This window comes from Saccharibacillus endophyticus (genome assembly GCF_013185185.1).
Classification (GTDB): Bacteria; Bacillota; Bacilli; order Paenibacillales; family Paenibacillaceae; genus Saccharibacillus; species Saccharibacillus endophyticus.
Genome location: NZ_JAAZWE010000007.1, coordinates 183,927 through 206,349, shown reverse-complemented (window position 1 = coordinate 206,349; position 22,423 = coordinate 183,927). Strand labels below are relative to the sequence as shown.

At 54.0% G+C, this 22,423-nt stretch carries 19 protein-coding genes; 8 read left to right on the top strand and 11 right to left on the bottom strand.

The genetic code is table 11. The annotated features are described in order from the left end of the window. Positions 1-209: 209 nt before the first annotated feature. Complete coding sequence (locus tag HRQ63_RS22625) at positions 210-3,863, bottom strand: S-layer homology domain-containing protein (RefSeq protein ID WP_172247427.1); 3,654 nt, start codon at positions 3,861-3,863, stop codon at positions 210-212. A gap of 409 nt (positions 3,864-4,272) precedes the next feature. On the opposite strand from HRQ63_RS22625, the gene HRQ63_RS22620 reads away from it, so the two are divergent. The 4 genes from HRQ63_RS22620 to HRQ63_RS22605 are packed head-to-tail and all read left to right on the top strand — an operon-like array spanning position 4,273 to position 8,188. Further along, a complete protein-coding gene (locus HRQ63_RS22620) occupies positions 4,273-5,337 on the top strand; it encodes a siderophore ABC transporter substrate-binding protein (RefSeq protein ID WP_172247426.1) in 1,065 nt (354 codons plus the stop codon). A 15-nt stretch (positions 5,338-5,352) separates the two neighbouring features. Next, entirely contained in the window at positions 5,353-6,378 is a 1,026-nt protein-coding gene (locus HRQ63_RS22615) for an ABC transporter permease (RefSeq protein WP_172247425.1), read from the top strand. A 5-nt stretch (positions 6,379-6,383) separates the two neighbouring features. Then, the gene (locus HRQ63_RS22610; protein ID WP_229714162.1) at positions 6,384-7,439 is read left to right on the top strand and encodes an iron chelate uptake ABC transporter family permease subunit; all 1,056 of its coding nucleotides are present in this window, start codon (positions 6,384-6,386) and stop codon (positions 7,437-7,439) included. After that, positions 7,436-8,188, top strand: a complete 753-nt coding sequence (locus HRQ63_RS22605; RefSeq protein WP_172247423.1) for an iron ABC transporter ATP-binding protein — start codon at positions 7,436-7,438, stop codon at positions 8,186-8,188. Before HRQ63_RS22610 ends, HRQ63_RS22605 begins: the two co-directional genes overlap by 4 nt. A gap of 429 nt (positions 8,189-8,617) precedes the next feature. Here HRQ63_RS22605 and HRQ63_RS22600 read toward each other — a convergent pair whose 3' ends face one another. Then, positions 8,618-9,001 (bottom strand): hypothetical protein, encoded by a 384-nt coding sequence (locus HRQ63_RS22600; protein WP_172247422.1) that lies wholly within the window; start codon positions 8,999-9,001, stop codon positions 8,618-8,620. Between the two features lie 224 nt (positions 9,002-9,225). Here HRQ63_RS22600 and sstT point away from each other — a divergent pair, with 224 nt between their 5' ends. Continuing rightward, on the top strand, positions 9,226-10,458 hold the full coding sequence (gene sstT / locus HRQ63_RS22595) for a serine/threonine transporter SstT (protein ID WP_172247421.1): 1,233 nt from the start codon (positions 9,226-9,228) through the stop codon (positions 10,456-10,458). A gap of 121 nt (positions 10,459-10,579) precedes the next feature. Here the strand turns inward: sstT and HRQ63_RS22590 are convergent, their stop codons facing one another. From HRQ63_RS22590 to HRQ63_RS22575, 4 genes are read right to left on the bottom strand one after another with little or no spacing between them, the layout of a single operon-like run. Next, on the bottom strand, positions 10,580-10,969 hold the full coding sequence (locus HRQ63_RS22590; protein WP_172247420.1) for a hypothetical protein: 390 nt from the start codon (positions 10,967-10,969) through the stop codon (positions 10,580-10,582). A gap of 39 nt (positions 10,970-11,008) precedes the next feature. Continuing rightward, the gene (locus tag HRQ63_RS22585; protein WP_172247419.1) at positions 11,009-11,899 is read right to left on the bottom strand and encodes a hypothetical protein; all 891 of its coding nucleotides are present in this window, start codon (positions 11,897-11,899) and stop codon (positions 11,009-11,011) included. 30 nt (positions 11,900-11,929) lie between these two features. After that, positions 11,930-12,574 carry a histidine phosphatase family protein gene (locus tag HRQ63_RS22580; RefSeq protein WP_172247418.1) on the bottom strand — a complete coding sequence of 215 codons (645 nt, stop codon included), beginning with the start codon at positions 12,572-12,574 and terminating at the stop codon, positions 11,930-11,932. A 13-nt stretch (positions 12,575-12,587) separates the two neighbouring features. After that, on the bottom strand, positions 12,588-13,340 hold the full coding sequence (locus HRQ63_RS22575) for a spermidine synthase (protein WP_244966351.1): 753 nt from the start codon (positions 13,338-13,340) through the stop codon (positions 12,588-12,590). A 288-nt stretch (positions 13,341-13,628) separates the two neighbouring features. Between HRQ63_RS22575 and HRQ63_RS22570 the strand changes: the two genes are divergently transcribed. Beyond that, on the top strand, positions 13,629-14,225 hold the full coding sequence (locus tag HRQ63_RS22570) for a TetR/AcrR family transcriptional regulator (protein WP_172247416.1): 597 nt from the start codon (positions 13,629-13,631) through the stop codon (positions 14,223-14,225). 36 nt (positions 14,226-14,261) lie between these two features. After that, complete coding sequence (locus HRQ63_RS22565; RefSeq protein ID WP_172247415.1) at positions 14,262-15,494, top strand: MFS transporter; 1,233 nt, start codon at positions 14,262-14,264, stop codon at positions 15,492-15,494. Positions 15,495-15,662: 168 nt separating this feature from the next. Here HRQ63_RS22565 and HRQ63_RS22560 read toward each other — a convergent pair whose 3' ends face one another. From HRQ63_RS22560 to HRQ63_RS22540, 5 genes are all read right to left on the bottom strand, one after another. Continuing rightward, positions 15,663-16,898, bottom strand: coding sequence for an FAD-dependent monooxygenase (locus HRQ63_RS22560; protein ID WP_172247414.1), 1,236 nt, complete (start codon positions 16,896-16,898; stop codon positions 15,663-15,665). A gap of 154 nt (positions 16,899-17,052) precedes the next feature. Beyond that, complete coding sequence (locus tag HRQ63_RS22555; protein WP_172247413.1) at positions 17,053-17,922, bottom strand: cation diffusion facilitator family transporter; 870 nt, start codon at positions 17,920-17,922, stop codon at positions 17,053-17,055. 381 nt (positions 17,923-18,303) lie between these two features. Then, complete coding sequence (gene glpX / locus HRQ63_RS22550) at positions 18,304-19,308, bottom strand: class II fructose-bisphosphatase (protein ID WP_172247412.1); 1,005 nt, start codon at positions 19,306-19,308, stop codon at positions 18,304-18,306. 164 nt (positions 19,309-19,472) lie between these two features. Beyond that, positions 19,473-20,282, bottom strand: coding sequence for a pyruvate, water dikinase regulatory protein (locus HRQ63_RS22545; RefSeq protein WP_172247411.1), 810 nt, complete (start codon positions 20,280-20,282; stop codon positions 19,473-19,475). Between the two features lie 18 nt (positions 20,283-20,300). Continuing rightward, entirely contained in the window at positions 20,301-20,942 is a 642-nt protein-coding gene (locus HRQ63_RS22540; RefSeq protein WP_172247410.1) for a helix-turn-helix transcriptional regulator, read from the bottom strand. Between the two features lie 389 nt (positions 20,943-21,331). Between HRQ63_RS22540 and HRQ63_RS22535 the strand changes: the two genes are divergently transcribed. Then, the gene (locus HRQ63_RS22535; protein WP_172247409.1) at positions 21,332-22,306 is read left to right on the top strand and encodes a hypothetical protein; all 975 of its coding nucleotides are present in this window, start codon (positions 21,332-21,334) and stop codon (positions 22,304-22,306) included. Positions 22,307-22,423: the final 117 nt, after the last annotated feature.

Here is a 22,423-nt window from a genome sequence, read left to right as displayed (position 1 = left end):
TCTCGTCACGGGCTTTTTTTGATGTTCAGGTTTTCGTCTTGTTTACGGGTTTCGCGGACTAATCGAACTAAGAGAATTTTACGGGCATAAAAAAAGCACCCTTTCGGATGCTGAGGCTGAACATTCAATTCTTTTTTGGATTGCAATACATAAATCAATCATTTCGAAAATACATTTCGTCGTATCCTTTATTTGCGTCACTTTTCCTCTTACCGCTTCATCGAAGCCGCGCGAACCGCATCGTAAGCCCAATACGTATCTGCTACGTCATTCCACGACGCTGCACCCGGCAGAGCCGTCGAACCGTCCAGCCCGATCAAACGGTTAATCATCGCCACCGCCTCGGCACGCGTCACGTTCTGCTCCGGCTTGAAGCTGCCGTCCGCATAACCCGTCACTACGCCTGCCGCTTGCAATTGCGACGCAGCCGTTGCTGCCCAGTGGCTCGCTGCCAGGTCGCTGAATCCGGCTGCTTGACCGCTCGCGTCCAGTCCGCTTTGCGGCAGCAGCTTCGACAAAGCCGCAGCCAGCTCGCCGCGCGTGATCGAAGCGTTCGGCTTGAACGTACCGTCACCGTAGCCCGTCATGATGCCGGATGCCGCAGCCGGTCCGACGACCGTCGAAGCCCAGCTTCCGTTTTTGACGTCGCTGAACGTTGCCGTTCCTTCCGTTACGCCCGTGATCCGGCCGACGATCGCAGCCAGCTCGGCGCGCGTAATGTTTTGCGCCGGTTTGAAGCTGCCGTTCGCGTAGCCCATGATGTAAGGCGACGCGATCAACATGCTGCCCCAATTGCTGACGTTCACAATCGTGAACGTACTGAAGTGGTTGACCGTGATTTCGATGCCCAGCTTCCCGCCTTCTTGCGTGACGACTTTGCCCGGAACCAACTGTTTCGTGCCGTCGCTGTGCTCGATATAGACGCCCAGCTTTTTCTGCGCTGCTGCCGTGAAGCTGCTATTTGCCGGAAGCGGCAGAGTAAGTGTCACCGGACGGCTTTGCAGATTCGTCTCAATGGTCATCGGACGGCCGACCACCGTGATATCGCCGCCGTTCGCTGCGGTGACAATCTGTTGGTTCGCCAGCGCCCTTGCTTGAATCTCGGCACTCGTTGCCGTGCTCTTCACCGGAATCAAGCGGAAGTACAGATCTTCCGTCAGCCCTGTCATCGAGGAAGCCGCAACCGTGATGCGCACGTTCGGATTCAGGATCACCAGTTCGATGCCTTCGTCCGTCAGCAGTTTGGATGCCGCGCCCGGAACCGTCAAGTCCCACTGCGAGACTTCGTCGCTCGTATCCGGAAGCACGATTGCCGCCGTTTTAGAACCGGATGTTTTCAACAAGTTGATGATTTCCGTCGCTTTCGCCGGAGTCAGTTGAAGCGCGTCTTTTATCGTGCCGTCCGTACCTTTGGTGCGGGTAATCGCCAATGTCGAAACGACCGAACCGTTGGCGGTCTTATCGTTTTGCACGTTGACGTTAATGACCGTCGTGTTCGACGCAGGTATCGGCGATGTTACGATCGGAGACGATGTGCCGCCGCCCGTCGACGGAGTCGAAGGAGTCGTCGGCGGCGTGACCGGAGGCGTGGTCGGCTCTTCTTTGATGCCTTTGAAGACCGGATAGCCGCTGACCGGGTCCATGCTCCAAATGTTTTGGAAGTCCCAATCGACGAAGCTTGCCTGACGTTTCATTTCCTCGTCGTTCAAAGCTTTGGCATTGATGAGTTCGTTTTCTTTGCCGCTGTTGGATTTTGTATTCCAGTAGTTGGATACCGACGGAATCGTTTCGTCGGAGCCGCCGAAAGCGAACGTCTCCATCCAACTGAGGTTGCCGTTCGTTCCGTCAAGCTTGACGGACGCGTAGTTGTTTTTGAAAATGACGGACGAGTCCGTTTCTTCGATAGAAGGCTCATAGTAAACGTTACCTACGAATCCTCCGAAGCGGTCGCTGCGGAAGTTGGCCGTAGTCACCGTGTTGGACTGCAGTCTCGTGTAAACGAGCTGCGATACTTCTCCCCACACGTAATTGTCGTGAATCGGAGCCGATTCGTATCCGTTCTCGAAATCCGCCTGCCCGATCAGCCCGCCGACGTTACCGTTGCCGCTGACCGAACCGTTGAAAAAGCTTTGCGCGAGGCGCGAGTCTTCCAGATTACCGATCAGGCCGCCCACGAAATCGCTGCCTCTGATCGTTCCTTCGACCGATACTTTGGAAATATCCGAGCTGTAAGCGCGAGCCGCGAGTCCGCCCGTGCTCATATAATTTTCGATGTCCACATCGGTCAATCGGACGTTTTCGACCGTCGCTTTATAAACGGCCGTGAAAAGGCCGCCGTATTGGTCGCGGATCTTCAAACCTCCGATCGAATGGCCGCCGCCGTCAAACTTCCCTGTAAATCCGCGTTCATCGCCGATCGGCGTCCAATCGGAACTTTCGTTTTTGCCGATCAGATATTCCTCCAAAGCTGTTTTGGAGATGTCGTTCGTCAGTTTATAATTCGCCCACACGTCGTCGCGCATGCGATCCAGACCTTCGGCATTTTCGACCAGGTTCCAGACCTCTCCGTTTTCGTCGCGAACCTGTTGGTAGAAGAACTTGTCGACCAACTTTTGCACGCGTCCGACGTCGGCCACGTATACGATTCCCGACGCTTGATCGACCGCGATGCCTTTCGGCTCCGTCAGCGAGGATTGAACCGCAGGAACGCCTTCGTAGCTTTGCGATGCTTCGCCCGTGCCGGCCAAAATCTCGATCTGCCCGTTGGCCGCGTTCACTTTTTTGACTTGGTTGTTACCCGTGTCCGCGATATAGACGTTGTTTTCGCCGTCCAAGGCGATCGCTTGCGGTTCATTCAGGCCCGTAGCGACAGGTTGTGCTTGCTCCGGCGCGTCCAAATCGATCTTGACGACGCGATTTAACCCGGCATCCGCCACGTACAGTTCGCCGTCATCGTAAACCACGTCGGTCAGATCGGATCCTTGTTCGAACGTCGCAAAAATCTCGGCCGAATACTCGTATCCGGCATCCATCAAGCCGATATCGCCGTCGGAAAATTCGTTGTTTCCGTAGACGTCCTCGCTGACGCTGTTTTGGTCCGCATCGGTATCGTTCTCGATCACGTCAACCGGTTCGTTCACGCTGTCAATCTCATAAATTTTAGTCAGTTTCCAAATGCGGCCGTCTTGCCCGCCGGCTACGTACAAAGTCTCGCCGGTATCATCCAACATGTCGATTCCTTGAGGATCCTCGATGGTTCCTTCTTCGATCAACGGTTTGGCTTGAACATATTTCGATGTCAGGTCCGGCAAGAAGAGCCGATAAACGTTAGGTCCAAGATCATTATTACCTTCTCCCGTGCCGAAAGCGGCAGGAGTCGATTCGCTTTGCGTAAAAGTACCTAAGGCGATATCATTCACCGCGATCGGCTCTTCCGCATAAATAACAGGACCGCCACCGAAGACGGCTTGAGCTTGCGCCTCTATTCCAAAGTATAAGCTTTTCATGTCATAATCGCTGAACGAAAGGATTGCGGCGCCTTCTTCGCTCTGCGGGTTCAACGGGTTAACAGGAGCATGTCGCGCAATCAATCCCATCGGTCTTTCAGGCTGCAACATAGAAGGATTGCTTGAATTCGAATTTAAGTCCAACTGAATCATTTGAATCTTTTCCAAAGCCGGCTGCCAGCCGCCTTTGATAACCAACGGCGCTTCTACCTGTTCAGGAGCCGCGAAAGTCGTGCCGATCGTAGCCGGGAGCGTCCCCAATGCGATAACCCCGATCAACGAACCAATTGCCGTCTTCTTGATAAAATTAGCCGTACTCTTGCTGTTAAACTGCGAAGATTTCAATCGTTTTCTCATAATTCACATTCTTCCCCTCTGTCTGTGAAATGCTTGATTGACAACTGACTTTAGACCACAAAATCAACTATACCAATCCGTTCTGAACAAATTCTGAACGAGACTCCGATTTCTATCATGTTTTTGCCTCCGTCGAACTTCTATTTGAACCCTCTCCCCAATCCGCCATAAACCTAAAGCGGATATATCCCGTCTTTGATCCTTTGCGTTAACATCCGACGATATTTTTGTTCACCTGTTTACCGTTCAATGTTTAGACACAGTTTACATGGAGTAACTAGTTGAAAATTCCCTGTCCGTTGATATAATCTCAATTATTGATATTGATAATCACTATCAATTAACCGGAATCCGGATCCATCCTCAGTTTCGCCCGCAAGTCACTTTTACATCATATCAGGGGGTTCAAATGAACAAATTCAAGTTTTCGAAATTCATGGTTGTCGGTCTGGCTGCTTTCTCTTTGGCTCTAAGCGCATGCTCCAATACAAACAATGAAGCGGCGACTTCCAATGCTGCAAGCTCCACTGCCGCCGCAACGACGAGCGACACGGCTGATTCCGCCGCTGCCGCCAGCACTCCCGCGACCGTGGAAATCACGGACGCTCACGGAACGGTTACCGTGCCCGTGAATCCGAGCAAGGTCGTAGCGCTGGACAACCGTACGTTCGAAACGCTGTCCGATTGGGGCGTTAAGCTGGTAGCTGCGCCGAAAGACGTCATGCCTCCCGACTCGCCTTACGTCAGCGACGATTCCATACAAAATATCGGCAACCACCGCGAACCGAACTTGGAAATTTTAGCGGCTGCCGATCCTGACCTGGTCATCGTGGGTCAGCGCTTTACCGGCTATTATGACGAAATCAAAAAATTGGTTCCGAACGCGGCCGTCGTTGATTTCGAACTCGACGTGTCCGGAGAAGAAGGCTCGCCTGGCGAGAATCTGATCAAAGGATTTAAAAACGCGACAACGAATCTGGGTAAAATTTTCGAAAAGCAGACGGAAGCCGATCAACTCATTGCCGACTTCGACAAAGCCATTGAAGAAGCCAAAGCCGCCTATAACGGGACGGATACGGTGATGAGCGTTATCGTCTCCGGCGGCGACATCGGTTTCTCGGCTCCGCACTCCGGACGCGTATGGGGACCTCTGTATGAAATCTTCGGCTGGGTTCCTTCGCTTGAAGTTCAAAATTCGTCTACCGACCACCAAGGCGACGATATCTCCGTGGAAGCGATCGCGCAAAGCAATCCGGATTGGATCTTCGTGCTGGATCGGGACGCCGCTATTTCTTCCGACGAAAAAGCCGTTCCTGCTCAAGACGTGATCGACAACGCGCCGGCGCTGCAAAACACGACGGCCGTTACGAAAGGTCAAATCGTGTACGCGCCGAACGATACCTACACGAATGAATCTATTGAAACCTTCACGGAACTGGTCAACAACCTGACGCAAGCTTTGTCCAAGAAATAAAAGGAGCCTGAAGCTGTGTTCAAAAATTTCATACCGAAACCGGCTGGGGTTGAGCATGCTCAACCCCAGCGTCATAAGCAAAAAAAGCTCTGGACCGTTCCTTTTATCCTGGCAATTGTCGCGACAATGATTTTGGGCACGGCCTCCCTGCTCACCGGCGTCTATGACATTCGCGGACAAGCGGACGGCATGGAGATGTTTTTCATCACCCGCGTTCCGAGAACGATGGCCCTTATGCTGACGGGAGCCGCTATGGCGATGGCCGGACTGGTCATGCAGCTGATCACGCAAAACCGGCTGGTCGAACCGACGACGACCGGAACCATCGAATGGTCGGGACTGGGATTGTTGTTCGTGTACCTGCTTTTCCCTGCTCCGTCCCTATTGCTGCGCATGACGGGTGCCATCGTGTTTTCCTTTATCGGAACGATGGTATTCTTCATGTTTTTGAAAAAGGTCAAACTTCGCTCCTCTCTGGTCGTTCCGATCATCGGAATGATGCTGGGGGCGGTCATTTCGGCCTTTTCCACGTTTATCGGACTGGTGTTTCAGGCGACGCAAAACATCGAAAACTGGTTTATCGGTTCCTTTTCTTCCGTGCAGACGGGTCGGTACGAATATTTATGGATCATTATATTGGTCACGATTTTGATTTTTATTTACGCGGATCGACTGACGTTGGCCGGATTGGGCGAAGATGTGGCCACAAGCTTGGGCGCGAATTATAACCGGATCATCCTGTTGGGTACGGCGCTGATTTCGTTGGCGGTAGGCATCGTGGCGGCGGTGATCGGCAATCTGCCTTTCCTCGGCCTGATCGTTCCGAATATCGTATCCATGTTCAGGGGCGACGATCTGAGAAGCAATCTGCCTTGGGTCTGCGTACTCGGCATGGGCACGATCATGGCTTGCGACATTCTGTCCCGGGTCATCATCATGCCGTTCGAAATCCCGGTTTCCATGATTCTGGGCACGGTAGGTTCTGTCGTATTCATTATGATTTTGCTTAAACAAAAGAGATCGAAAAGGATATCAAGATGAGCGAAATGACAAGTACCCCTTCATTACCGGTCAATACCGATCCCCGTCGTCCGTCTCGAAAAAGATCGGCGAGAGCTTTTCGGACCAAGCGCGAAGAGCGGAATTACTGGGTTCTGCTGATCTCGTTATTCGGGGTCGGCCTTCTGTCTTCTTTTGGTTTACTGGTTTATAACAATCCGGTGCCGGTGACCTCGCCGTCTTTTATCCCCGTGGTGGAACGAAGAGTCGTGGCGCTGGTTTCCATGCTGGTTGCGGCGGTCTGTCAAAGTTTATCGACGGTCGCTTTTCAGTCCATCACGAACAACCGGATCATCACGCCGTCGCTGCTCGGCTTTGAAGCGATCTATTCGACGATTCACACCAGCACGATCTTTTTCCTCGGCGCGGCCGCGTTCGTGAATTTCAGCGGCGTCGATTCGTTCTTGTACCAAGTCGCCGCAATGGTCGTGATGTGCCTGATCCTGTACGGATGGCTGTTATCGGGAAAATACGGCAACTTGCAGCTTCTGCTCCTGGTCGGCATTATCATCGGAACGGGTTTACGGTCGGTGTCCTCGTTCATGCGAAGAATGCTGGCGCCGTCCGAGTTCGATATTTTGCAGGCCCGGCTGTTCGCTTCCGTCAACAACTCGGATTCCGCGTATTTCCCTATCGCTATTCCGATCGTCATCGTCGTCGCGGGTCTGCTGCTAATCAATGCCAAAAGGTTGAATGTACTGGCGCTCGGCAAAGACGTCTCGACGGCGCTGGGAACCAAGCATAACGCCGGCGTGATCTACACGCTCGTGCTGGTATCGGTTCTGATGGCGATCTCGACGGCGCTGGTGGGACCGCTGACGTTCTACGGATTTTTGGTCGCGACGTTGAGTTACCAGGCGGCGCAGACGTATGATCACCGCTATGTATTTCCTATGGCTCTGGCGATCGGGTTCGTCATCCTCACAAGTGCTTACTTCATCATGAATCATGTCTTCCATGCTCAAGGCGTCGTTTCGATCATTATCGAGCTGGTCGGCGGCCTGACATTTTTGATCGTGATTTTAAGGAAGGGTTCCCTATGATCGAAATCAATAACGTAAAAAAATCCTACGCGGACGAAGTCGAGATCGGTCCGTTGAATATCAGTATTCCCAAAGCCGGCCTGACTTCGCTGATCGGTCCCAACGGCGCGGGCAAATCGACGACGCTGCTGATGATCGGCAGGCTGCTGGACCTGGACGAAGGCCAAATTACCGTTGCCGACATGGACGTTTCCAAGTCGAAGTCGAGCGATCTCGCCAAAATCATCACGCTGCTGCGGCAGGAGAACCATTTCGTGACGAGGCTGACGGTAAGGCAGCTAGCCGGATTCGGACGCTTTCCTTATTCGAAAGGAAGACTGACGGACGAAGACGAAGACATCATTTCCAAGTACATCGACTTCCTCGACCTGACGACTTTGGAGAATCGCTATCTGGACGAGCTTTCCGGCGGGCAGCGTCAGCGGGCTTACGTCGCGATGGTGCTGTGCCAAGAGACGGAATACGTGCTGCTGGACGAACCGCTGAACAATCTCGACGTGGCGCGTTCGGTGCAAATGATGGAACATTTGCGCCACGCAGCCTATGAATTCGGAAGAACGATCCTGACCGTCATGCACGATATCAATTTCGCGGCCAAATATTCGGACCGGATCTGCGCCATGAAAAACGGTCAGATCGCGGCTTTCGGAACGGTAGCGGAAGTCATGGACCCGGATATTCTTACCGACATTTTCGAAACGAAGATCGAGATTATTCAGGGACCGTACGGGCCGATCGCGATCTATTAAGATGTGTGGGGAAAGGAAAAGGAAGCTCGGGCGCTGCGGGATAAATTCGTTCAAGCCGCTGTCTCACTTATAAAGCCTACGGCTTTATAAGTTCAAAGGCGTTTTGACCTGAATTTCTCCCTCCGCTAAAGCTTCCTTGAAGGATGAAGATATTTATAGGTACTAAAAAAAGCGCCTTTTTAGGGCGCTTCGAAAGTATCGATAGTATTGAAAAAGCCCAACGTAGCTGGAAACGAGAAGACGGAGAGAAAAATTCAGTTCAAGACGCCTTTGAACTTGGAAAACTTCAACTAAAAACTTCAATCGACTTTTCCAAGTGAGACAGCGGACTGAACGAATTTTTCTCGCAGTCTTCTCGTTTCCCCCACTAACGTAACTTCATCGGCAGACTGACGCACCCCAACAAGGTGCGTTTTTGCATACGCGTCTTTATTTAACAGATCGCGAAGCCATGCGATAAGGATTCATGGCACGCCTTTTTCTAAGAATGATCCAGTACGTAATACCGGCCACGACGGCTTGAAGAATCAGCATCAGGACGCTCAGGAAAATGAGGGTTTGCTCGGAGGACAACGGTTTAAAAAAAGCGGCGAGCGTGTCTCCATGCATGTTGCCGACGAAATAAAAGGACACGGCGAATGAAGCGATGTTGCCGATCAAAAGTGCGTAGACCGAGCCTAACTTGATGCTGGCAAAGGCCAGTAGGCCCATCGCCGCGACCATTGCGACGTAACCGATTGATGACTGTAATCCTGCTGCATGCCGAAATAAGCAAAAGGCAAAGCATAGACGATAACGATCAATACGCTCCATGGATATCTTCCCATTATGAGACTCCTTTGCTTGGCTTATTTTTTAAACGAAAGGTTTCGTACAGTTCCATAAACGCTTTTTTCTCTCGAATAGTTGTCCATTTTCTTAAAAACTCAAATTGCATACAGACATTGACGCTTTTGCGTAGTAAACTGTCACAAATGTAACTCGATGCATAGGCAGAGGGCTTGCATTGCATCATTCGGTAGCGGAGGAGTATTCATATGTATGCGTGGTTGGTCAAATGGAATCAAATCAGTCTGGTCAAACGAATCCTGGCCGGTCTGGTTCTCGGAATTTTGCTGGCTTTGGCTCTTCCGGGAGCAACAGGGATCGCGTTGTTCGGAACGCTTTTCGTCGGAGCGCTCAAAGGCGTAGCTCCTATTCTCGTCTTGTTCTTGGTCGCGGCAGCGGTCTCCAGGCATCGCCAGGGCCAAAAAACCAATATGAAATCGATTATCGCCTTGTATGCGATCGGAACTTTTTCGGCGGGATTGACCGCAGTGCTCGCCAGCTTCGCTTTTCCGGTCATCTTGTCGCTCGTTTCCGCTTCGGAAGAACTGAGTCCGCCTCAAGGCATCGTCGAAGTGCTGCGCACCTTGCTGCTTAATATCGTCGATAACCCGGTCAGTGCTTTGATGAACGCCAATTATATCGGGATTTTGGCTTGGGCGATCGTATTGGGTGCCGCGCTGCGTCACGCCAAAGACGGAACCAAGGAAGTCATCGAAAACGTGTCGGATGCGTTAACGCGTATCGTGGGCTGGGTAATCAGCTTCGCGCCGATCGGCATTCTCGGATTGGTGTTCGATTCGATCACGACCAACGGTATTTCGTCTTTGCAAACTTACGGAATGCTGCTTGCCATATTGGTCGGATGCATGCTGTTTATCGCTTTGGTCGTCAATCCACTGATCGTTTACGTCAAAATTCGCAGCAACCCGTACCCGCTGGTTTTGCGCTGTTTGAGAGAGAGCGGCATCACGGCTTTCTTCACCCGCAGCTCGGCCGCCAACATTCCGGTGAATATGCGGCTTTGCGAAAAACTGGGACTCGACAAAGAAACGTATTCCGTATCCGTTCCTTTGGGCGCGACCATCAATATGGCCGGAGCGGCCGTCACTATTTCCGTATTGACGTTGGCTGCGGTCCATACTTTGAACATTCAGGTAGACTTCGGCACGGCGCTGCTGCTCAGCGTGTTGTCCGCGGTCGCGGCGGCCGGTGCTTCCGGCGTCGCCGGCGGTTCCCTGCTGTTGATCCCGATGGCATGCAGCCTATTCGGCATCCCGAACGAAATCGCGATTCAAGTCGTCGGTGTCGGCTTCATTATCGGCGTCGTGCAAGATTCCTGCGAGACCGCGCTCAATTCTTCGTCGGACGTATTGTTCACGGCCGCTGCCGATCAGGCCCTTAAACGCAAAGAAGGCGGTTCGACCGTTTTGAAAAACGGATAATTCGAACCTTTTCGCAAACTTGGATAGCAATATCGAGTTTGCGTGCGCACATACGTCAAAACCTCTCCGTCCTTGTTTTCTCGGGACGGAGAGGTTTTTTGATTTCGTTCTTTTCCAAGTTTCATGTTTCGTTAGATACGGTCTTTGTACCTTTACGGCGGCGTACAATCTCGATGACGATCATTGTAATCGCCTGCACGACCCACAAAAAGCCCGCGTATGCAAACATGGCTTGAAGGATGGACAACGGCTCGAAAAATAAGATCTTAGCCGTCGTTCCCGACCAATCCCGGATAAAAAGATAAGAAATAAATGCCGAGATCACGTTGCCGAGCAGTACCAGATAGATCGAACCGTAAACCCGGGCCGCCGTTGCCAATAAAACCGTTCCGGCTACGACTAACAAACCTCCTACAAGCAATGAGCCCCGATAGTGCGCCTCCATAAGAAATGACGCGTACGGAAATATATACAGGATCAGCGCAACCGCAGCCAATCTTTCTTTGCTCAAAAACTTCTTATCCGTATCGATTTGACCTCTCCTCCTTTTTTAACCGACCAAAGCTTCCCAGACCGACACCTCAGCCCCGCATTCCGGGCAGATTGCCTGTCCATCCAGCGAAGGAATCGCTGCGGCCAAACGGCGTGCGCCGATACGTCTCGCTTCGCGAGCCAGCGTTTGCAGCTCCGTCCGCAGTGCAGTCGCAGCTGTCGCTTGCACGGTTGCCGAAGCACGATTCTCTTTTTGCACCGTCACGGGATCATCCGTGTACACGACTAGGATCCCCGCTTCGTCTTCTTTCGGCCACACGTACCAATCCGCCTGACAGCTCGGGCATGCTCCGCTGTATTCGTCGCCTTCCGGAAAACGGAACAACAATCGCGCCGCTTCGATCTCTCCCGCATAAGCCGCCCATGCTGCCAGCAGATAGACGGCTTCGGGATTTTCGTTTTCATCCGATTCGCGGATCACGATTGAAGCTTCGTCGCTTGACTGTTCGATGCCTTTTAACGCCAATCCCGCAGCCCGTTCATGCAGCCGACTCAGACGCTCCAACCCGGTTCGATAACCTTCGGCAATGCTTGCGATCGCCTCGTCCGGAAGCTTGGGCTGGCGCTCTCTGCGAAACTCGCCGGAGGATGCGATATTCAGTCGGTCCGCACCCTGCTCGCGCCCGCTCTCCATCCAACCGCAAACGATATACAAATCCGCCAAAGTCTCCGTATCTTCGGTCCGCTCGGCCATTTCGGCCAAATAAGGCATAGCCGCCAATGTGGTCGTATAGATCGTGCCCTGATGCAGCAGCAGCTCAAATAGCTCCTGTCTCAGCTCCGCGTCTTCCGCGGCTTGAACCAAGCGACACAGCAGCCGTGCAGCCTCTTCCCCGTCTCCGTAAGCGGTAGTCAGACGGCTCCAGACCGGATCGTTCAACTCCAGCATTTTCCCCCTCCTCCTCGTTCGCGACGCGTCCTAAGTCCGATAATGCGAGACGTCCCCGTGCAGCTCCACGTTCATTCCGCCCGGCCCGTACACCACTTTGCACAGGCAGGTCGATTCCAAGATCGGCGGCTTCCACATTTCCGAGATTGCCTGCCCGTTGAACGCCGTCATAAGCAGATTCAGCACGGCGGCATGAGTGACGACCAAAATGCTGCGTCCGTGGTTTTCGTTCAGAATACGCTCGATGGCCGGAACGACCCGATTCCCCAATTGCACAAAGGACTCCCCGCCGTTCGTCGGCTCATACCGATGCGGTTCCTTCCAAAATGCCTCGTATTCATCCGGCGATCCGGCTGCGATATCCGCTCCGGTTCGACCTTCCCAATGCCCCATGTCCACTTCCTGCAGATCCTTTACCGCATGAAGTTGAATCGGCCTTTTGCCTCGCAAAATTTCCGCCGTCCGTACCGCGCGCGGGCTTGAGCTGCTATAGATGGCATCGAGCGGCACGTCCGCAAGCGATTCGCCGAGCCAACCCGCATGCCGTTCTCCTTTTTCCGTCAACGGCGAGTCTTTGCGTCCTTGCAGTCGGCCCTCCAGATTCCATTCCGTTTGACCGTGACGCGTTAGGTATAATGTCGTTACGATAGGTGCCTTGCTGTGCTGTTCCTTCATTATGCAGACCTCCTCATTCTTGCCGATAACCGAACATCTCGTCTTCCAATACGGTTCCGCGTTCAGGCTCTGCGGGTTGAAATCCTGCCATTTGCCCCAGCTTGGCTTGAGCGGCGCGCTTACCTCCGATCAGAATCCGATTGGTGGTATCGCGCGGATCGTCGGGAGGCAACGCAAATCCTCGGATATGAGCAAAAGCTTCCGACAACCCGGCCCACACCGCGTCGATAAACGAATCCCTCTGTCCCCGACCGAACACGTTCAGCAGAACCGCGCCTCGTTCGTTCAGCTTCAGGTCGGCCAAACTCCAAAACTCCCGCGTAAACAGATGCCAAGGCGTTCCCTTTTCCGTAAAAGCATCCAAAACGATATAATCCAGTGATCCATCCGCTTCCTGATTCAGTAATTGTCGGCCGTCGCCCACGTTCACTTCCGGTCCCGCATATCCGAAATAAGTCCGGCTGATCGACGCGATCGCCGGGCTGATCTCGGCTGTCCGCATATCGCGATCCGCAAAATATCCGGCAATCGTTCCGATTCCGTGCCCGATGATAAAAGCCCGCTCGAAACCAGGTTCGTTATGCTCCATCAGGTAAATGATCGCCCTCGGATATTCAAGCACGATCCGTCGCGGATCATCCAAATCCATCGCTCCCTGCACGTCGCCGTCGGCGAAGCCCAGCACCCTGAACCTTCCTTTTTCTTCATATAAAACATTCGTATCCGTTACCGTAATTTCGCTGCCGTGTTCTTGGATTCGTGCCAAAACCTTTTCCTGAATGTTCATCGCTTCGACCCTTATCTGCTTGAAATCGCGTTTTTATTCATTATAAAGGATGCGGACAATGCAGCTCAAACAGGCTTTTTGCTTCGAACCGTATCGCTTACCTAATTTCTTTATTGCGACTTCGGCTTGAATTTGGTAAGATATTGACCGAACGTTCAGTATAAAACCGATACTTTTTATATCCCGTACAATCAAGCGCCCGTCCGGAAAACGTTAGCGAACATTCCGGAACGGGAGCTTTTTATAAGAAAGCCAGGGTGAGGACATGTGAACAAGAAACAAATCCAAAGCGAGCAGACCCGCAAAAAGATCGCGGACGCCGCGCGCCATTTGTTCGTGCAAAAAGGCTATAAAGCGACGTCGATCGAAGAGATCACGGCGGCGACAGGCAGCAGCAAAGGCAATCTCTACTACCATTTTAAAAGCAAAGAAGGTCTATTCTTGTATCTGCTGGATGAATGGGACCGGGACTGGATCGCCAAATGGAGAGAAAAAGAACATCTGCATACGACCGCGACGGAAAAAATGTACGGCTTCGCGGAGCAGATGGTACGGGAAGACTTGAATCACCCGCTGACCAAAGCGGCTGACGAATTTTTTATCGGCGATGATAAAACCTGCGAAGTCGAGGATCGGTTGGCCGAGATGGTCGCCGAGCATCTGTCGTTCAACCGCATGCTGATCCAGCAGGGAATCGACAGCGGCGAATTCCGCGAGAATGATGTCCAGGGCTTGGCTCTCGTGCTGGAGGCGCTCGTCATCGGGCTGAGTCAGGTGTCGAGGCGCGCCAATCTTACGCAGGCATTGGAAACGTATCGGTTGGCGATTCAAGTATTTCTGCATGGCATTGTACAAAATAAATAAAAAAAGAATAACGAAAGAACTTTGGAGGATGTCACCATGGCTTTGATGCTTCGCAATCGGGCGGCGCTGCTGCTGCTCATGTTCAATATTTTCCTTGTTTTCACCGGCATCGGGCTGGTCGTTCCGATCATGCCGACCTACATGAATACGCTGCATATCGGCGGCAGTGTCGTAGGCCTGCTGACCGCGACTTTCTCCGTCTCCCAATTGATCTGTTCGCCGATCGGCGGCCGGATTTCCGACCGTCTCGGACGCAAACGGGTCATTATTATCGGCATGGCCATCTTCGCCGTATCGGAGTTCCTGTTCGGTCTGGCGAACGCGCCGTGGCTGCTGTTCGTGTCGCGTATTCTCGGCGGCATCGGCGCGGCCCTGATCATGCCGGCCGTCATGGCCTATACGGCGGATATCACGACTGACGAAGAGCGCGCGAAAGGCATGGGCTTCATCAATGCGGCCATTACCACCGGATTCATTATCGGTCCCGGCATCGGCGGCTTCCTGGCCGAATTCGGTATTCGCGTGCCGTTCTTCGCAGCCGGCATTGCCGCACTGATCTCGGGCGTGGTCACGCTGCTCGTGCTGCCGGAATCGCTCAGCGTCGAGCGCCGCGCCGAGATCGCGGCCGCGAACGTCGGCAAGCGCGACAGCCTGTTCAAGCAGCTGATCACTTCGTACCGGACGCCGTATTTCCTCAGCCTGATTATCGTATTCGTCAGCGCTTTCGGCCTGGCGAACTACGAGACGGTATTCGGACTGTTCGTGGACCACAAGTTCGGCTTTACGGCTCGCGATATCGCGATCATCATCACCTTCGGTTCGATCGCCGGCGCCGTCGTGCAGGCGACGATCTTCGGGTGGCTGTTGAACCGCTTCGGCGAGCAGCGCGTGATCTCGATCTGTCTGGCGGCAGCCGCAATCTTTGTATTGATGACGCTGTTCGTGCATGAATACTGGTTGATCGTGACGGTCACGTTCATCGTGTTCCTGTCGATCGACATCCTTCGTCCGGCGATCGGCACGCAAATCTCGCGCCGCGCAGGCGAACAGCAAGGATTTGCGGCCGGACTCAACTCCGCGTACAGCAGCCTGGGCAATATCGCGGGGCCGATCGTGGCCGGATCGTTGTTCGACGTCAACATCAACTATCCGTACGTGTCGGCGGCGATCGTGTTATTCCTGTGTTTCCTGCTGGTGCTGGGAGTCGGACGCAGCGACCAAAAACGAGCGGAAAAGCTTACAGGCACGCAATCAGTCGAACATTCGTAAATCGAAAAAACGCAGACGAAAAAGGACTTGGTTTTTCCGCTTGAAGGCGGAAAGGCCAAGTCCTTTTTTGATTTGCGATCCGATTGAATCAAGAATACGCAAGAAGAATAAGCAGATTCGCTTATTCTTCCAGGTGCAACTTGCTGCAAACGAAGCATCCGGCGCTTGTCAGCTTTTCGTTTGAACCAATCGGATCTCCGGAAGCTCCCGCTTGGTCCGGGCGACATGCCCCATGCGGGACGCGACTTTGCGAAGCGGCCCGAAGCTGGCGATCCGGATCACGGTCCGGATCGTGCCGACGCCCATTTTGGTTCGCGGATAAAACAGGTCCGGCGTGCCGGGCGGCAGCTTTTGCGCGTCGTCCACGATCGGCCGCATCCACTTTTCGTAGCGATCCAACGCTTCGCTGATATTGAGATTGTCGGCTTTTTGCGTTGACGTCGAAGATTCGTCCGAGGACTGCGACAAGAAAGCCGCCAGCACGTATCCGCCGATCAGCGCGAGCGACGATCCGCCTCCGCCCAGCGGCGTCACGCACCAAGCTGCGTCGCCGGTGACGCAGACTCTTTTTTTCGACCAGTCCGGCATCTTGATCTGCGTCAGATAGTCGAAATATACGTCCTGCGAAGTCGAAAAGCCTTCGATCACGCGATCCGTTTGCCATCCGGCGCCCGCGAAAATATCGCGCAGTTCAGAGCGCGCCTGATCGGGCGACAGATCGGCGATGCTGCGCTCGCTGCCGTAAGCGAGCATCGCGCGGATCGTCCCCTGATTGTCGGGACGCAAGCAGACTTGGCGCTTTTCCGTGGCGGTATACCAACGCCACCAATCGTCGTCTTCCGGCGTCCGCGCGATCGTGCCGTAAGCGATATTGAGCTGAAGCTCGCGCCGCGAGACTTCCTCCGCGAAAACCAGCTCGCGCGTTTTGGATCGCACGCCTTCCGCGATAATCAACAGATCATAGGTTTCCGTCGCTCCCGAGCGCAAAGCGACCTGCACATAATCGCCCGGATCGGACACGCTTTCGATCCGTTCGCCGTAGCGGATATTCACGCCGGCCGGAAGGGCGTCCAATACGATTCGTGCCAGATCGCCGCGCAAAATCTCCAGTTCCGCCGTCAGCCCGTCGGAACCTTCGACCGGGAAAGCGCCGACGACCTCTCCCTGACCGTTCACGAATGCGGTGCCTTTTTCGGTCGTCGTCCGGGCGCGAACCTGATCTTCCAACCCCATTTTGCGCAGCACTTCCCGCGCTGCGCCCCGCACGTCGATATTTTGCCCGCCGTCGCGAAAAGCCTCGGCGCGTTCGATCACGGTCACGTCCCAGCCTGCTTTGCCCAGCCAAAACGCGGTGCTCAAACCGGCGATGCTCGCCCCGGAAATCAGCGCTTTCGGATTGCCCATATGATGTTCCCCTCTCGGAAGTCGATGATGGCTTGCTGCTTCTTTTTACCCCCGAATACACAGCGACAACCTCGGTGCGCCATATATTTTCCGATCGCAAAAAAGAACCTCGGCTGTTAGGGGCTTCGGTTCCTTCGGTAGTTGCTTGACAGGACTATTCTTTCGGTTCCACATGGACGCTGACAAAATAAATCGCATGGTTTTCTTTCATTTCATGCTCGACCCGGTCCGCGATATCATGGCCTTCGACGATGCTCAAGTCGCGCGGAACTTCAATGGTGACATCCAGTACCGTCTGGCTTCCGTTAACGCGCGCCTTCAGCTCGCGTACATATTCGACGCCCTCGACCTGCGCGATCGCTTCGCGAATTTCGGTCAGTTCCTTTTCATCAAACCCATCGGTTAGACGGTGCAAGGAGTCGCGCAAAATTTCCCAGGCCGTTTTGCAAATGATCAAGCCTACGACGAATGCCGTCACCACGTCCAACCACGGCATGCCGAATTGCGAACCGAGGATGCCGATCGCGGCGCCGATACTGACCAAGGCGTCGGACAGATTGTCTTTTGCGGCAGCCATCAGCGCCTGGCTTCCCGTCTTGATCGACAGATCGCGGTTGTACCGATAGACGCCATACATCGCCACCGCGCAAAGTAACGCCACGGCCGCTACCCAGGCCTGAGGCGCTTCTCCCGTGCCTCTCGCGATCGACTGCCCCGCCCCGACCAGCACTTCCAGTCCGACGAAAGCCATAATCACCGAAGCTACGAGCGCCGCCACCGTTTCCGCGCGAAAATGGCCGTAGGCGTGGTCTTTATCCGGCGGCTTTTGCGAAATGCGCAGCCCGATCAATACCGCGATCGAAGCCACGATATCCGTCAAGTTATTCAATCCGTCCGCTTGCAGCGCGCTGGACAGGAATACGTATCCGACAGTCAGCTTAAGCGCGGACAGGATCAGATACGCAATAATGCTGACCCAGGCTCCCCGCTCGCCTTCTTTGATTTTTTCGTAGACATCAACCATTTTGCTGCCCCCAAACCCCTTATTTCCTGAACGATGTCCATCATAACAAGCAGGTTTGCAGTGGGTCTACAGAAACATTATAGCCGCAGGGGAACGTTGTAAGCCCCGCGAAATAGTCTGATAGCCGCCAAACTTTGTTGACCTTGGGCAAGAGTGAGGCGACCCCGCTTCCTGTCCGGTTTGCAGCCGTCGATGGAAGTCGAAAAGCCAATGTTAACCTGTAATTTGAAAAACGGCCCGAACGGCAACTTGCCTAAAAACAAAAAAAGACTCGCCCGCAGAATCGCGGAGCGAGCAAGGAAACAGAGAATCGAAAATCAAAACGAAAGCGAAAAGCAAGGCTAACCCTAAAGAACGGAAGAATGCGATTCGATGACTGGATTACAGCGAAGCGACTTTGCCGATCACCGGCACTTCCGCAAGCCCCGTCGGGAACTGCTTCAGCGGCAAGTAGTGCATGCTGCGGATGTAGCGCACGGTACGGCTGCTGGCGCGCATGATGACGGAGTGAGTCTCGGCGCGGTCTTTGCCGATCATGCGAACGCCGTCCAGAAACTCGCCGCTCGTCACGCCCGTCGCCGCGAACAGCACGTCGCCGGTGCCCGCCATGTCTTCCAGCGTCAGCACGCGGGAAGGATCTTCGATGCCCATCGAGATGCAGCGCTGCTTCTCGAACGGGCCGTCCGGCAGCAGGCGTCCCTGCATATCGCCGCCGAGGCAGCGCATGGCCGCGGCAGCCAACACGCCTTCCGGCGCACCGCCGGAACCGAGATACAGATCGACGCCGCTGTCCGGCAGCGCCGCGGCGATCGCGCCCGCCACGTCGCCGTGACCGAGCAGCTTGATGCGCACGCCCGCTCCGCGCAGCCGGGAGATCAGTTCTTCGTGGCGCTCGCGCTCCAGCACCATGACGGTCAGGTCGGAAAGCGCGCGGCCCGTGTAATGAGCGGCCTTTTGCAGGGTCAGCTCGACCGGATCGTTCAGGCTCAGCTTGCCCGCAAGCTCCGGGCCGCAGGCCAGTTTCTCCATATAGATATCCGGCGCATGCAGCAAACTGCCTTTTTCCGCGATCGCGATCACGGCCTGCGCATTGTGCAAACCGGCCGCGACGACTTCGGTCCCTTCGAGCGGATCGACCGCCACATCGACTTCGGGGCCTTCTTTCGTTCCGACCTGTTCGCCGATGTACAGCATCGGGGCGTCGTCCATCTCGCCTTCGCCGATCACGACCGTGCCGTTAATCGAAACGGAATCGAACATGGAGCGGATCGCGGTCGTGGCCGCGCCGTCCGCCGCATTTTTGTCCCCTCTGCCGATCCATTTCGCCGCTGCCAATGCACCTAACTCCGTCACTCGCACAATCTCCAGGGTCAATTCGCGTTCCATGGTCAATCCCTCCATTCGATTCGTCGGATGCCTTTTGATCCATTCATTCGGGTATCCGTTATCGCGATACTTTCATGAATTGCAAGGGTTCCGCGTTAAAGCTATTAAGTAAAGAAGAACGCTGTAAGTCGATCTTGTTTACTGGCGTCTTCGTATTTCCTTCGTCAAAGTTGCAATCCGTTCAAGATTAAGCCGGACGTCTCTTCGATCGCTCGATCCGTAATATCCACGACCAGGCAGCCCAACCGCGCATACAGCGTCTCGGCATAGTCCAATTCTTCCTTGATCCGCTCCAGGCTGTCGTATTGCGAACCTACCGGAAGTCCCAGCGAGCGGAGCCGTTCGGAACGGATCTTGAGCATCGCCTCCGGCGCAATCGTCAGGCCGACCAACCGTTCTTTGGGCAGGCTGAGCAGCTGCTGAGGCGGCGCGATTTCGGGCACGACGGGATAATTGACGACCTTCTTCCCCCGATGAGCGAGAAAAATGCCCAGCGGCGTCTTCGACGTTCTCGAGATGCCCATCAGCACGATATCCGCTTCGAGCATCGCTCCAAGATCGCGCCCGTCGTCGCTGGCTACGGTAAACTCGATCGCCTCCATGCGGCGGAAGTAATTCTCGTCCATCTTGCGCAGCACGCCCGGTCTCCGGGTTGGCGGCGCTCCGCTGAACGTGTCGATGAACGCCTGCATCATGGGCCCCATAATATCGACGACCCGCACATCCAAGCGCACGGCTTCCTCGCGAATGGTCTCGCGAAGTTCCGGCTGAACGAGCGTATAGGCGACGAAGCCTTTATGCTCGGCGGCTTCTTCCATCAACTTGCGCAGCTCGTCTTCATGCCGCACGTTGCCGTAACGCTTAATCGAAACTTCCCGATGCTCGAATTGGTGAATGACGGCTTGTACGACCGCTTCCGCCGTATCGCCGACCGAATCCGAACAAATGGTAATGAATGGCGTGCTTTGTTCCATCGTCTGCGTGTCCTCCCGTTATCCTGTCGTTTCAATGTCGAGGAGAAGCTGAACGATGGCCGTCTTCGTCAATCGTCCCACGATAGCCGGCTTGCCTCCCGTTTCTTCCGGATCGGCATCGATCACCGGCAAACTGTCTACCTCGTGCATAATCATCTTGTGCGCGGCTTCCAATACCGATTCGTCAGGCGATGTCGTGATGACCTTCGGAATGCGGGTCATGACCATGCTGACGGGCATCGAAGCCGAACCCGGATTGCCTAACGTTACTTTTAAAAAGTCTTTGCGCGACGCGACTCCGGCCAGTTTGCCTTCGCCGTCGCAAATAATCAGCGTACCGACATCCTGCAAAAACAACGTCACCACCGCATCTTGAATGGTCGTCGTCTCGCGGATGATAATCGGCACGTTCTGAATATCGCGCACCTTCGCTTCGCGCATCCGGTCGCTGCCGTTGTCTCCGCCCGCCGACTTGCGGCCGGGAAAGTAGCCGACCTTCGGCTTGGCATCCACGTATTCCAGCATGACCAACAGCGAGAGATCCGAACGGATCGTCGGCCTGGAAAGCCCCAGGTTCTCGGCAATCTGTTCTCCGGTGATCGGCGCCTGCTTTTTCACGATATCCACGATCTTCAATTGTCTTGCCGTTAATTCGATCAAGGTTACCCTCCGATTTCTTGCTTACGCTTCAAGAAGATTTATAAATTCGCGTTTGGCGTCTCCTTCTGCGTAAACATATAATACGACACTAATCATAAAAATGAAACATATATGACGTACTATTTAACCATTATTTTTGCTTATAGACGTGCTAAGTAACGTTTATAAGCGAAAAAACGTCTATTTATGTCTTCACGATTTCTATTATGACATACTTTATAACGTTTTCGGTTTATTATTTTTAGATGACATGTTCAAAAATACATAGCATACCGTGAATGGAAATGTTACCCTAATAGTCGGTAGCTCTCTATACATAACAGAAAGAAACGCAAACTCGGAACCGCAAGATGCCAAGCGATGCGTAATGAAACAGGAGGAATTTTGAAATGGCTTATTGTACGAACTGCGGGACGGAGATTCAGACCGGAGAAATTCACGTCTGCCCGCTTGATCCGAAAGAATCTCGCACATCGGAAGAAAACATAGGTGGAGTATCGCTTGGAAAACATTCAGCGGAAGGGCCTAAGGAAGAAGCGGCTCAACCGTTCCTCGCACCCCATGCCGCACCCGCAATACCTGCACCGTTACCGGCGGTTGCCCAACCCGTAACCGAAGGTCCCTCCGGACATGCAAGGCAGCCGGGTCAACCCGGACAATCCAGCGCGGCTTCTGCGACAGCTTCGCGTTTTGCCGAAGCAGCGAAAGGCGAGTGGAACAAGCTGGACACGGGCAAGCTGCTCGGTTTGTTGAAAAATCCGTTGTCCGCTCTTCGTTTGCGCGGAGATTCGGATCTTATGCTCGGCATCTTCGGAATCGTGTCGCCGATCCTCGGCTTCCTGATCTGGGCTTGGGCGTTGAAACGCAGTATCGTGAACAGCGTTGCCGGCGGATTGTCGGATATCGGATTTTTCGGTGACGATCTCGGAGCGTTATCGGGCACGTTAAGCAGTCGCATTACGATCGTGGGCCCTTTATTCGCCGCTTCTATCGTTTCGGTCGTAATCTTGCTTGCTGTGGCTTACCTTCTCGGGAATTGGCGCGGACAAGAAAAACAGTCTTCGCGCGACGGCATCGTCAGTCTTGGAGGCGTGCAGTTGTTCGCGGGGGCCGTATTCCTCGTCAGCGCCCTGCTGGTCTTTGTTTCCCCGTCCCTTTCCATGCTGCTGCTGACCGGAACGATTCTGCTCGCCTTCGTGTTCACGCAGTATGCGGCGATTCGGATGTTCCGCATTCCGGAAGAGCGGGTTTCCCTGTTCCTGGTATTGACGGTTGCGATTCAAGTGGTCGCGGTTGCGATTATCTTGGGCAGCTTCTCTTCGCAGCTGGCTGATGGTTTTCAGCGGGTGATTGGCGGGTTCTGATCGCTCGTAAAAAGGAAGGAGCGCGATTATGGCGCTCCTTTTTTGTTGTTCTCGAGGAAGTTACGTTGGCGGGGAAGTGAGAAGACTGCGAGAAAAATTCGTTCAATTCGCTGTCTC